Below are 13,603 nucleotides of genomic sequence, written 5' to 3' on the forward strand. Positions count from 1 at the left end.
ACGCCGGATAAATGTATTATTGTGCCATCTTAAATAACGAAAGGACTCACCCTCCAAATACAATGTATTAAGAAATAGTGAGCTCATCATTAAGATTAATCGTAGCTAAATGTATAGAAATACGTGTATGAATCTTTCACCCAACTCATCTGGGTTATAAGACCTTGTTCGTCGGTATTGTAAGTATATTCTCTGGTGATTTCACCAGCTCCATCTCTTACTTCAATTGCCAGGTATGGATTAGAGCATACAATTTTTACCGCCTCTTCAAATATAGATCCTCCCTCAAGCTCAACACATGTTGGTAAACCAGGTGTGTATGCCGGAGCATATACCGGAGCAAAGGTGTCGTAGTATTCGCGATCGGCAGCATTAGCATCAACATCAGGTCCATCAAAGAATGGTTCTAAGCCCATATATTGTTCAATACTAAACGGATCACTGTATCTTATATTATTAACCATATAAGATGATGGCTCATAAAAATACGATACCATTTGATCTAATTCGTTATAGGTAAAATTCGAGACTTCTAATGTTACATCAGCGGGCTGTACATTGTCTGGGGTGGCATCTATATCATCCCATTCTTCAATCTTATCAAGCTTGGTGGTACCTTCTACATAGGTTAATACCCTTTTTCTGCCATAACGCTTAAACTTGATCGTATCAACCATGTTTTGAGCATTATATGTAAAGACCATCGAACCGGTAGGTTCTTTCCAACCACTGATAGCACTATAATATTGAGCAGCAATACTATCAACCTGCAAATCTCCATTGGCGTAAAACCAAATACGGGTTGGCGTTCCATTAATACCTCTTGAATAAGTTATACTTGAAGGTATTTTACGTGTTTCCACACCTTTGGTGAGAGTCACTGTTTTGACGTAGCTCAATGGCTCGCGGGTAATGGTCTCTCCACTTGCAGTAGTATAATTAAAACCTTTATCGTTCACCTCAATTTCCACGCTATATGTCCGATCATCTTCCAACATACCCACTATCACCTGCTCTTTTAACTTGTACTCATATACCGAAGTATCGGCAGGTATTGTAATGGTTTCTACCTCTTCACCTTCAAAGCGTACGCTAATGGTTTCAATTGGTGCGAGACCTGTTGTTACCAAAGCCTTCGCCAGGTAAGCAGGTAGTGATAAGGCCACTTCTTCTCCACCAACAACAAGTATTTCAGGTGTTGATTTCTTTTTAACAACCAACTTTAAGCCCTTATTAATACTACGTTCGTAAGTATCAACTGCTCTTATGATATAATTAAGTGTGGTATCCTTATCAATTGAAGTAAGGTCAATATCATACGAGAACAAGAACTTGGTTTTTCCATTATATTCATCCAACTGATCAATCACAGTGTAATCATTACCATTAAGCACCTCGATTGTTTCAACTCCATTGGGTACACTCATTTGAAACTCCAGATGATACGTATTAATCGTATCTCTTCTTACTTCAACGCTTTTATTTGAAATTTCAAAACCTGGATCCGGGAACTCAGGATCCTCCTGACAAGCTACCAAACCTACTAATCCTAATAAAATGGCAGCTCCTATTGTATTTATTTTATTTTTAAACATACGCTCTTGCTTTTATAATTCATTAAGAAACTGTTCAAGTTCTGGGTTAAACGCCACCAGGTCAATCCCCCAGTCGATAAGTGTATTAGCGATTAATGCCAAACTTGTTTTCACATTATCCGGATAAGCATTTAGCTCATCATAAGTTCGATATAGCAGTTGATTGGTATAGCTTCGAATAAACTCCTCTTTGTCCTTAAGGAATAAATCAGTATCGTCATCCAGATCAACATTAATATAGTCGTGGTAAACATATACTTTCAGGAATTTAATACGATTCCCATCCGCGTCGCAATAATAGTCACCGTTTTCATCCCTGAGGTAGCTCCAGTAACCTTTACCATCCCATACAATATAGTCACCGTTTTCATCCACAGGATATGTAGTTTCTCTATAACTTTTAAAACTGAATCCATAAAAACCCTCAGCATCAATAAAACCTTTCTCCAACAACCATGACAACGGAATTTTACCATTTGGCGTCAATTCTGTCCACGCCTCTTGATTTTCACCATAATCGGCTATATAAGCATCCATTATGGGCGTATTAAAATAAGGTGCCGAGTATTTATAGATATCTTCATTAAACTGGTCGTACAAGCTGTTTTGTTGATACAACTTACAGATAAACAAATAGAAATTATCTTTGATATAACTATCTGCACCCAGCGCCAGGTTCTCCTGATTCACATTAAACACCATGGCATGTGAATTGAATAAGGAATGAAAGTTGGCTGAATTGGAACTTGACACACCATAATCTCCTTCGGTCCAGTAATTAGCTGTTGATGCTTTACCACTCAAGCTAGCGCTAATCAAAATTTTCGGCGGCATCATATCGGCTATGGTACTACCCGGTACGATGAAATCAAATATGGTTGTATCTAAAAAAACCAAACCTTTTTCGACATAGTCCATATAGTCCGCTATACTTTCCTCAGGCAAATTACCTTCTTCATCCAGATACATCGTCCGTATTTGAGGAAATGAAAGGCTTTTCCAAACATTGTTAGAATTCTGACTGGCGGCCAGGTAAATGAAATCAAGTGTATCCTGATATTCGAATAATACGCCAGTATTATAGGTTGTGAACCATTTTTCAATTAATGGTTGAGTTCCATATTCTCCTTGTTGTTCCATTAGAACCTCCACCCGATTCTCATCAAGCATTGAAGGCGTCAAACTTTCATCCTCCTCACAGGCCGAAACCAGGAGACCGACTAAAGCTGCGTATATAAATAACTTTTTCATCTCTTTAAATTTTATTTTCATTTGTCATAAATAACTCTCATGCAATTTCTAATGAAGCCTCTTTTGCTGGTATTTAATTAAAATTTACACTCGTGTTTAATATGATTTAATTTTGTAATTGGTTAAGACTAAACACTGAAAATAAGACTCTGAATTTCTATTCCTTAGCTTAAGGAATTACCACTTCTTCATCTATTTCAGGAAATTTTGCATAGCGCTCAACATTACGTATAATTAAATTATTCTCACGTTCCACTAAGGGCAATGGAAGTGTATAGTTCGGATCATCACTGAATAAAGTATAGGTTTCGGTTTGAAGCAATGTTCCGTTGTCATCAATCACTGAATACACATGTTTAATCTCAGGTCGATCATTCATACGACGCAAGTCAAACCATCGGTGATGTTCTTCAAAACAAAATTCTTTTCTTCTTTCATCTAAAACATACGACAATACCTCACTGTCATTTTCTGGATATTCGATACTGCTTCCTGCAGTATAGCGATGGGCATGCAGTGTTTTTATATCGTCTAAAGCAAGTGTTGCATTATTTGATGCCGCATACGCTTCGGCTCTGTTCATAATGGCTTCGGATACACGGAAGTTAGACCAGCCCATAGTCGTAAATGCTGTGTTATATTTATTCGTCCAGATGTATTTCTCGTTTGTTTCAGCGGTTATTTCCGCAAAGAACATCTCTTTCCGTCGATCTGCATTATCAAAGCTATTGTATAATTCGTTGCTTACTGCATAGTATTTAGCAGAACCTGATGACCAGTCCGAAATGTTAACAGTCTGAAAAGAATAAAGGATTTCATTGTTTTCATTACTAACAAATGGAATGTTAGTATTCATAACCGTCAGGCTATTGTTTTCAAGCACTTTGTCGGCATAGGCAATCACATCATCCCATTTATTCTGGTATAATTTAACCCTTGACATCAACAAGTTACAAGTTGCTACATTGGGATGCCATTTAGATTTGGTTAAGCCACTTTCATCAATCAAACTAATTGCGTTTGTGATATCAGCCTCAATTTGCTCATAACATTCTGACACCGAACTGCGTCGGTAGGTTCTTTCCACACCTGTATCGAGGCGCAATGGCACCCCTAAATCTGATGCTGCACTCGACTCATTAAAAGGAACGCCGTATAGATTTAACAGATTAAAATAGGCATAGGCACGAATGAAATAAGCTTCTCCTTTTATATAATTGATTTCTTCAATATCTCCTATAGCATCATCAATCAATTCAATCACATAATTGGCAATGGCAATATCTTCATATAAAGTCCCCCATGCATTATTAGCAGAACCAATCGTTTGACCTTCTTCATCAATTTCTATTTCCTGCTGCCAGGTATAATAGGTTTTGTATCCCTTCTTATTCGTATCAAAGGCATCCGTCCCATTTCTTTCGGTCAGGTTGTCCGTCATGTAATTAACACTACGGTCCGTTGTTCCTGACGAATAGTTAAATTCCCTTAATAATAAAGCTGCAAAATGGTCCGTTGTTTCAGGTATGATTTTATCCTGATCTACTTCGTCCAAAAAGTCATTACACCCAATCAGGGGCAATAATGCAAATGCGATATATAATAATTTCTTCATAATAATCAGTTCTTAAAAACTCAAATTTAAACTCAAACTATAGGTTGGCAAACTTGGCATACCAACTGAATTGACCTGCTCAGGATCCTGTCCCTTTAGTTTTTTATCGAAGGCCCAGACAGCCACATTACTTGCCTGAAGTCCCACAGTCATATTTTTAATACCTGCTTTATCAATAAGTTTTTTAGGCATGTTATAGGACAGTGTAATTGAACTCAATCGTATATGATCGCCTTTTACAACCCTTGCATCGCTCATATCGTACATGTACCAACCATTGTTTTGTCCACTAGGCAATACATAATCATAAAACTCGACGTCTGAACCTACAATTCCGAGATTATCTGAAGAAAGACCTGGTATGTTAGTGTATTGCTCGTCTCCAGGTTGCCTCCAGCGATTAACAAAGGTACTACTCATATTATCATAAGTGTATGGTACGTTTTGAGAACCATTGTAAAGTTTTAACAGGCGTGTTTTATAACCAAGCTTATAGTTAAAATTAGCTGACAACCTCAAATTACCATATCTAATTTGCGTTCCAAAAGAACCATAATAAAGTGGCACTCGGCTACCTTCGTACACAAGCATTGCTTTTAGCTGCTCGTCAGGCGTATCGTAATCTCCTTCGAGACCAACAAAGGTTGGCAGGCCATTTTCATCCAGTCCGTCAAACTGGTAAGAGAAGAATCCACTTGTCGGGAAATTTGTTCGATAGATTGAACCACTTAAGTAATCCGAAACCGTTAAACCATCATTAGATGCGCCATCCTCAAAACCTTCCAATACACGGTCTTTATCGTAAGAGAAGTTGAAATTGGTACTCCATGCGAACTTTTTGGTTTTAACATTAACTGTACGAACAGAGAATTCATAGCTGCTTACATCCTTAGAACCGACGTTGTAGGCTTGCGTTGTAGCACCATTAACGAGCGACACTGGTTTTAGCTGTATCAGATCCGTACTTTTTGAATAGGCATAATCAAATGCTCCACTAATACGACCTTTGAATAAACTATAGTTTAGTCCAAGGTTTACTGTTTCTGTTTTTTCCCATTGTAAATTAGCATTAGGGAAAGAAGATAATTTGGCGGTAAACTCATTACCATAAATACTTGCCAACTCACGATTATAATCACTAATAATCAGGTAAGGAGTGGTATTGGGCATTGTTCCTCTTACACCGTAAGAAGCACGAAAAGCCAATTCGTCAACTTTACCCCCGTTATTCCAAAATCTTTCATTATGGATATTCCAACGACCAGATACCGACCAGGTAGGCTTAAATTTATAACGCTCATGCTGCCCAAAAGTGTTAGAACCATGCTACGCATGTTAAAATTAAGTATATAGCGGTTATCATACACATAGTTGAATATACCAAATACCGACACTGTGTTTTGCAAACGATCGGTTATGTTCGGATAGACTGATTGTCCTTTTTGGGTTAACCAGTTAATCATGTTATCATAGTAGTAGTCACCAAAATTGAATTGCTGTACATCGTCTACTCTTTCATAACCCGGACTATCCAAACTGATAAACCCTCTACCATAATAATGATCGTATCCAGGAACCGTAAAACCCTGGGCACCCCAATACTGATTAGAGCGTACCTCGTGACCTACATTAACATTAAATACATGCTTATCGTTAATTACCCTATTGTAATTCAACTGATTACTCAAGCTATAGGTATTGGAGCTCACCATTCCGCCTGTGTACAAGCCTCCAAAAGGCACCGATGCAAACCTATCAACATTCTCAGCAACCATATCTTCAAATGCATCATAAGTGCGGAGGTTGGCGATGTAAAATGTATTATCAGAAATCCATTCTTCAGACAAGTTGGTGGTGTTTCGGTAAGAAGCCATCGAGGTCAAACGGAAATTTTTTAGAAATTCCCAACGTAAGTTAGCTGATACAGCAAAATCTTTATTGGTGATATTTTTTTCCGAATTCTCCATCTCATTCAATACATTGTACCTTCCGTAGGCTAAACCTGTTGACGTATTAATTTTTTTACTCACGTAAAATAACTCCCCATCCTCATCATAAACTGGTATTGTACGATTGGTATAATAGGCTTCGTCAAAAGCGTTAATAGATGAATGATTATATTGGGCATCCTGAACAGAACCACTGACCTTGAATGATAATAGTACATTTTCGCGTAAGTCAAGATCCAACTTACTCATAGCCGTAATCCTTTGAAGATCGACTCCTTTTTCTGTTCCCTGTTGATCGTCATATCCTACTGAAAAGTAATAACGACTTCTTTTACTACCACCAGATGCACTCACCGAGTGTTTTTGGGTAATGGCCGTTTGGTACAATTCTCCAAACCAGTCGGCATTTAAGGTCTCCAGATACGAAACCTGATCCTGGAATTGGTTATAGGAGTATGTTCCATCCCATAAATTCATCAATGCACCTTCATAGCCCAGGCGATCAATATTTTGTTCCGTTCCGATCGTTCCAATGTTGCGCTCGTACATTTCACGAGAAACATCAATTCGCTCTTTGGAATTCATCAACTTAAAGTCAGAATACCGCGGAGCCCTTACAACACTAATCCCTCCTGAATAGGTAAATACCGGTTCGCCCTCTTTACCTCGCTTGGTAGTAATGACAATAACACCATTGGCAGCTCGCGTACCGTAAATAGCCGTAGCTGAGGCATCTTTCAAAATATCAATTTTGGCAATATCTGAAGGGTTTAAGCCTGTTAGTGCATTACCAATCAGGTTAATGTTATCAAAGCTATTAATATCATCGGCAGAAAGCGGCACCGGATCTTCATAGATTATACCATCAATAACCCAAAGTGGACTTTGATTACCTGTAAAGGTACTACCTCCACGCACACGAACTTTAGCTGCTGCTCCAGGTGTTGAACTTAGGTTTGTAATCATTAATCCTGTTGCCTTACCTTCCAGCATTCTATCAACGCTTAACGAACCTACCATATCCAAGTCCTTTGCCTCTACTGACGATATAGCTGAAGTAAGTTCTCTCTTATTAACTACTTGATAACCTGTAATAACAACATCACTCAATTGCATTACATCTTGTTGTAAAAAGATATCAAGCTGAGTTTTTCCTTCTATTTGAACCTCCTGCTTCTCATAACCAATAAAAGAAAAAACAAGAGTTTGTACATAATCAGGAAGTACCATTTCAAATGTACCATCAGGACCGGTAACAGTTCCCAGATAACTACCTTTCACCGAAACATTAACACCTGGTAACAATTCACCTGATTTAGCATCTGTAACCTTACCTTTAATTTTTTTGCTTGATTTTTGTTCTTCTGGAACAACTTCTTCTTTATTCTTAATAATTATAACATCTCCGACCAATGTGAAAGTTAAATCAGTGTCCTCTAAGATTTCTTCTAAAACTTCCTTTATTGTCACATCAGTCCTATTAAGGCTAACATTCTCTAATTGAGATATCTTATCCTCATTATAAAAAAAACTGCAATTGCTTTGCTGTCTAATCTCCTCAAATAAATCAGCTATACTCATGTCTTTGACATTTAAATCAACTCGCTGACTTTGCGAAAATGACTTTGCAGAAACAGAAAGTACTAAGCCAAAAATTAAAACAATGGTTAACTTCATAGTGAGCCATAATTTTCTCCACTCACCAGGTGACCGGAGTGCTGTTAATAGTCTCTTTTTTTTCATACTTTTGTAAATGAATTAGGAATAATATTTCTAGGTTTAGAAATGTTATTTTGAGTAAGCGGGTGCGGCAACACCCCTTACTCTTTGTTTAAAACATAGATTAATTTATTTTCTTTAACTTCAATTTTTACAGACATTTCAGCCTCAACTATTTTTAAAATGTCATTCATATTGTTATAGCGAGGTAAATCTCCTGTGAAATTAATTTCCTTTAAACTTTCGTCAGTTATAAAGACTTCAACATCATACCAACGAGATATTTTTTCAAAAAAGGACTCTAAAGGTTCATTCTTAAAACTAAATCGACCATCTTTCCAAGAAGTATATAGGTAGGTAGCAACCTCTCTTTTTTGTATGTCTTGCGTTTCTCTATTAAAAATCAATTGATCATTAGGAAGTAAAATCTCCTCAACAAGATTATTATCATCCATAAAATGATCAATCTTCACTTTTCCCTTAACCAAGGTTGTAACGATATTAATATCTTCACTATAAGAAGAGACATTAAATTCGGTACCCAATACCTGCAATCTTTGATTTCCTGTTTTTACGATAAAAGGTTTTTCCTTATTGTGAGCAACATCAAAATAGGCCTCCCCCTTAAGTTCAACTTGACGTGTATTTCCAGTAAAAGGCACAGAATAACTTAGTTCAGTATCTGAATTCAACCAAACTTGAGTTCCATCAGGTAGTACTACTTTATATTCTCCTCCACGAGGAATTTTCAATGTATTTACAACAGATTGACGGTTGTCTTTTTTTCCTTCCTTTTCATAGACCAACCTTCCTTTTTCATTTTCAATAGCAATATTACCTTCATTGATAACTTCCTCTTTAAGGGTATCAAGATTTATCACATCACCATTCGCCAACATTAATTGAGCTGAAGAAGTCCCTGGAGAGATATTAACTTCTGTAACAGCAAAATACTCTTTATTGACATTAACCAGCTCGTAGGCAAAATAAGAGGCAAAACCAATAACAAGAACTGCAGCAATTGACGCAACAATTCTATATATAGGCATCCTAATTATCTTACTTTTAACATTCTTTTTTCTAACTCTTGTAATAAATTCTTGCCATTCCTCAGAGGTATCAATCCGATCCCTCATTTGATTCCAATCTTCAAACGCCTTAATGTTTAAAATCTCCTGTTCATTTTTTTTATTAACAGGATCTTTCTCCCACTCCTCAAGTTTTTTCTTCTCCTCTTCATTTAAAGAGCCAAGAATTTTACCTACAAGTAGTTTTGACTGTATTATTTGTTCATTTATTTTCTTCATTATCTTTCAAGTTACAACAAAATCTAGAGTTGTATTTATTAGAAAGACGCAGAATTTCAGATGGGGAGTGACACAAGTGTTCAGAAATACTAAAAAAATTGTATAAGCTCTGTCAACAACAACACAACGAACTGACTACCAAGCTTTTCTCTTAATGACTTGTATGCTCTTTTTTTTAGTGTTTTAACGGTATTTATACTTACTTCTAGTTCTTCAGATATATCCTGATTGGTATATCCTCTCAATGCTAATGTAACAACACGCTGTCCCTGAGGTGATAAATCTTTAATTGCATCACGCAATAGTCGGTAGGTTTCTTCTCGCAAAACTTCATTTAAAAACTCTTGTTCCTGTACAAACAAGCCATCCTCTATAGAAGTTCTTTTAAAGTTCTTTTCTTTTCTAATCTCACTTAAGCAAGCATTCTTAATTAGAACATATAGATATGCCCGTAAGGCATTCTCACTAGCAAAATCTTCGCTATCTCTTTCCCATAGTTTAACAAAGGCTTCTTGAGCAATATCTCTTCCTCTATCCTCATCGCGGAGTATTCGAGTTGCTAATAAACTCATTGCAGGAAAAAGGCCATCAAACAAGACTTTAAATTCGTGACTATTATATTCTATTAATTGACCTGCTATTTTCATACACACTAAGTTAATAAATGGTAAGATTACCTAATAACAAATTGAAAAATACTAATTGTTTTACCATTTTATAACATTGTGTAAATATAAGGTTTCACCAGATTCATGCAAATTCTTATTCAAATTATAGAAGCACATTTATTTTCAACCTTATGAAATTGTTTAACTTAAACCAATCATAAATACACATATAATCGAAAAGGGTTCAAACTTCATACAGGCAAGCTAACAAGATTGTGAACTACCTAATATTCTTAAATTTAATAGATCGTTAAAATGAACCTAAGAACAAATAATATCAAACCAAATTGCTCTTTAGTCTTTAGATAATTTACACTCTTATCAACACCACACTACTAAACAAATTTCGAAGGTGTCGATTTTGTAACTTTTATATGGAAAATGAAGTTTTTTTGAAATTTTAGAAAATAAAAAAGCGCTTAAAACTAATGTTTTAAACGCTTTTCGTTCTATTTGTATTCTCAAATAGTACCCGGGGCGGGACTTGAACCCGCACGGCCAAACGGCCACTGGATTTTAAGTCCAGCGTGTCTACCAATTCCACCACCTGGGCATCCTTATTGGATTTTGAGCGAGAAACGAGACTCGAACTCGCGACCCCAACCTTGGCAAGGTTGTGCTCTACCAACTGAGCTATTCTCGCATATTTGCTTTTTAAAAGTGAACCGTTGTTCTCTCAATTGCGATGCAAATATATGCGTATTTTTTTATTCTGCAAAAGAAAAAAAACAATTATCTCATTTTTTTTTGACCACCATAAAGGCTTTCATCGCTGTAACATTTCTGACTTATTGAAATTCAGACAATAGCTACCAAAAGCCTTTATTAATGGGGATCTCACTTTTTTTCATTTTTTTTCCTTGATTACAATCCGGAGATCTTTTTTATCTCATTTAATTTGTTCAAAGCTTCAATCGGAGTAAGATTATTTATATCCAAATCCGATATTTCTTCTCGAATTTGTGTTAATACCGGATCATCAAGCTGGAAAAAGCTCATTTGATAACCTTCTCGCTGTTGGGCAATATCACCAACAGGTTTTGCCAGCGATTCTCCATTCTTATTTCCTTCCAACTGAATTAGTATTTCATCGGCACGTTTCACAACCGATTTAGGCATTCCAGCCATTCTTGCTACATGTATCCCAAAACTGTGATTTGAACCTCCAGGAATCAATTTTCGAAGGAAAATCACTTTATTATTGACCTCCTTTACCGAAACATTGAAATTTTTTACTCTATTAAATGATTTCTCCATCTCATTCAATTCGTGATAATGAGTTGCAAACAATGTTTTGGCCTTTGCTTTTGCGTTTTCATGGATATACTCCACAATCGACCATGCAATGGATATACCGTCATAAGTGCTGGTTCCACGCCCCAATTCATCCAAAAGAATTAAACTTCGCGAAGATAGGTTGTTCAAAATACTAGCAGCCTCATTCATCTCTACCATAAAGGTCGATTCGCCCAAAGAGATGTTATCCGAAGCACCTACGCGAGTAAATATCTTGTCTACATATCCAATTTTTGCTGATTTGGCAGGAACGAAACTTCCGATTTGTGCCATCAAAACAATTAATGCAGTTTGTCTCAGCAATGCAGACTTCCCAGCCATATTTGGACCGGTAATAATAATCACCTGCTGACTTTCATTATCCAGGTAAACATCATTGGCAATGTACTGCTCATCAATCGGCAATTGCTTTTCGATTACCGGATGTCTTCCTTGTTTAATATCTATTACCTGTGAGTCATTAATTTCAGGACAGGAATAATTATTGTCTCTTGCCAATCGAGCAAAGGACAATAAACAATCCAAACGTCCGATCATTGCCGCATTTAACTGAATAGAAGAAATATAATCCGCAATACTTAAAACCAATTCATTGTATAGTCTGGTTTCCAGAGCTAATATTTTCTCTTCGGCTCCAAGAATTTTCTCTTCATACTCTTTCAATTCCTGAGTAATATAACGCTCAGCACTAACCAAAGTCTGTTTTCTGATCCATTCTTCAGGAACTTTATCCTTGTGTGTATTTCTTACCTCAATATAGTATCCAAATACATTATTGAACCCAATTTTTAAAGAAGGAATTCCAGTTCTCTCGCTCTCTCGAACCTGCATTTGCAACAAGTAATCTTTACCCGAGAATGCAATTTTTCGTAGTTCATCCAACTCTTCAGAGACACCTTCGGCTATTACACCACCCTTGCTTACCATATTTGGTGGATCAGCTTTTATCTCCTTCTCTATTTTCTCACGAACACTAATACATGGATTCAACTGCTCACCTATTTTAAGCAAGCCGCTATTACCCGTGTTCAAACAAAAATTCTTAATTGGTTGAATGGCTAACAGAGCATTTTTTAATTGTACCACTTCGCGAGGACTCACTCTTGCCACAGCCACTTTGGAAATGATTCTTTCCAAATCACCAATTTGCCTGATTTCATCTTCAACACTTAAGGCTTCATTACCCTTTTCGTAGAAATATTTCACTACATCCAATCGAGTATTGATGCGCGCAGTATCTTTTAGTGGCAAGGCAATCCAACGTTTCAGCAAACGTGAACCCATTGGACTCAAAGTTTTGTCCATGATCTGAGAAAGGGTATGCGCTCCATCATTTAATGCTCCAAATAATTCAAGATTTCGAACCGTGAATTTATCCAACCATACATACCTGTCTTCCTCAATTCTTGAGAGCTGAGTCACATGTCCAGCCTGACTGTGTTTGGTGATGTCCAGATAATGTAAAACTGCCCCCGAAGCAATAATTCCACTTCTTAAATTCTGCACCCCAAAACCTTTAAGCGAAGTGGTTTCAAAATGTCTTAACAATCGATCACTTGCAGCACTTTCGGTAAACACCCAATCATCCATTGTGAAAGTATAGAATTTACCACCAAACAATTCATGAAAGATTTTCTCTTTGCCTTTTTGATACAGTACCTCCTTGGGTTGAAAGTTACCAAGCAACTTATCGATGTATTCAAAATTACCTTCAGCAGTTAAGAACTCTCCTGTAGATGCATCTAAAAAAGCAATTCCTGCAGTTTTCTTCTCCAAATGCACACAGGCCAGAAAGTTATTTTCTCGATGCTCAAGTACATTATCATTATAGGAAACACCAGGAGTTACCAACTCAATAATTCCCCTTTTTACAAGCTTTTTGGTCTTTTTGGGATCTTCTAATTGCTCACAAATGGCAACACGCATTCCTGCACGCACCAATTTTGGCAAATAAGTATCAATTGCATGATGTGGAAATCCGGCAAGTTCAACATATGAAGCCGAACCATTGGCACGCTTGGTTAAAGTTATCCCTAAAATCTCCGATGCACGAATCGCATCATTCTCAAATGTCTCGTAAAAATCGCCCACTCTAAATAACAATATTGCGTCAGGATGCTTTTCTTTCATCTGATAATATTGTTTCATCAATGGTGTTTCGACAGCTTTCTTCTGTTTTGTCAAGGGAATTCTATTTTGTGTG

8 protein-coding genes and 2 tRNA genes are annotated in these 13,603 nt (G+C 36.8%); all 10 read right to left on the minus strand.

Annotated elements, in window-relative coordinates:
- Positions 1-95: 95 nt before the first annotated feature.
- Entirely contained in the window at positions 96-1,595 is a 1,500-nt protein-coding gene (locus JCM15579_RS18075) for a hypothetical protein (RefSeq protein ID WP_054722409.1), read from the minus strand.
- A 12-nt stretch (positions 1,596-1,607) separates the two neighbouring features.
- Positions 1,608-2,846: a hypothetical protein gene (locus JCM15579_RS18080; RefSeq protein ID WP_054722411.1), complete on the minus strand. Its 1,239-nt coding sequence runs from the start codon at positions 2,844-2,846 to the stop codon at positions 1,608-1,610.
- Between the two features lie 169 nt (positions 2,847-3,015).
- Complete coding sequence (locus tag JCM15579_RS18085) at positions 3,016-4,461, minus strand: RagB/SusD family nutrient uptake outer membrane protein (RefSeq protein ID WP_054722413.1); 1,446 nt, start codon at positions 4,459-4,461, stop codon at positions 3,016-3,018.
- 12 nt (positions 4,462-4,473) lie between these two features.
- Complete coding sequence (locus tag JCM15579_RS18090; RefSeq protein ID WP_054722415.1) at positions 4,474-5,667, minus strand: SusC/RagA family TonB-linked outer membrane protein; 1,194 nt, start codon at positions 5,665-5,667, stop codon at positions 4,474-4,476.
- Positions 5,640-8,153: a SusC/RagA family TonB-linked outer membrane protein gene (locus JCM15579_RS18095; protein WP_083464757.1), complete on the minus strand. Its 2,514-nt coding sequence runs from the start codon at positions 8,151-8,153 to the stop codon at positions 5,640-5,642. The genes JCM15579_RS18090 and JCM15579_RS18095 overlap by 28 nt, the downstream gene beginning before the upstream one ends.
- Before the next feature lie 77 nt (positions 8,154-8,230).
- On the minus strand, positions 8,231-9,436 hold the full coding sequence (locus tag JCM15579_RS18100) for a FecR family protein (protein ID WP_054722419.1): 1,206 nt from the start codon (positions 9,434-9,436) through the stop codon (positions 8,231-8,233).
- Between the two features lie 89 nt (positions 9,437-9,525).
- Complete coding sequence (locus JCM15579_RS18105; RefSeq protein ID WP_054722420.1) at positions 9,526-10,083, minus strand: RNA polymerase sigma factor; 558 nt, start codon at positions 10,081-10,083, stop codon at positions 9,526-9,528.
- A gap of 490 nt (positions 10,084-10,573) precedes the next feature.
- Positions 10,574-10,657 (minus strand) — tRNA-Leu (locus tag JCM15579_RS18110).
- A 17-nt stretch (positions 10,658-10,674) separates the two neighbouring features.
- Positions 10,675-10,747, minus strand: a tRNA-Gly gene (locus tag JCM15579_RS18115).
- A 221-nt stretch (positions 10,748-10,968) separates the two neighbouring features.
- Positions 10,969-13,584 carry a DNA mismatch repair protein MutS gene (gene mutS / locus JCM15579_RS18120; RefSeq protein ID WP_245625978.1) on the minus strand — a complete coding sequence of 872 codons (2,616 nt, stop codon included), beginning with the start codon at positions 13,582-13,584 and terminating at the stop codon, positions 10,969-10,971.
- Positions 13,585-13,603: the final 19 nt, after the last annotated feature.

The organism is Marinifilum fragile JCM 15579, from assembly GCF_001310955.1.
GTDB classification, from domain to species: domain Bacteria; phylum Bacteroidota; class Bacteroidia; order Bacteroidales; family Marinifilaceae; genus Marinifilum; species Marinifilum fragile.

Excerpts from the sequence above, each read along its gene's own strand:
- JCM15579_RS18075 (WP_054722409.1), bottom strand. The coding sequence starts at position 1,595 with ATGTTTAAAAATAAAATAAATACAATAGGAGCTGCCATTTTATTAGGA.
- JCM15579_RS18080 (WP_054722411.1), bottom strand. The coding sequence starts at position 2,846 with ATGAAAAAGTTATTTATATACGCAGCTTTAGTCGGTCTCCTGGTTTCG.
- JCM15579_RS18085 (WP_054722413.1), bottom strand. The coding sequence starts at position 4,461 with ATGAAGAAATTATTATATATCGCATTTGCATTATTGCCCCTGATTGGG.
- JCM15579_RS18095 (WP_083464757.1), bottom strand. The coding sequence starts at position 8,153 with ATGAAAAAAAAGAGACTATTAACAGCACTCCGGTCACCTGGTGAGTGG.
- JCM15579_RS18100 (WP_054722419.1), bottom strand. The coding sequence starts at position 9,436 with ATGAAGAAAATAAATGAACAAATAATACAGTCAAAACTACTTGTAGGT.
- JCM15579_RS18105 (WP_054722420.1), bottom strand. The coding sequence starts at position 10,083 with ATGAAAATAGCAGGTCAATTAATAGAATATAATAGTCACGAATTTAAA.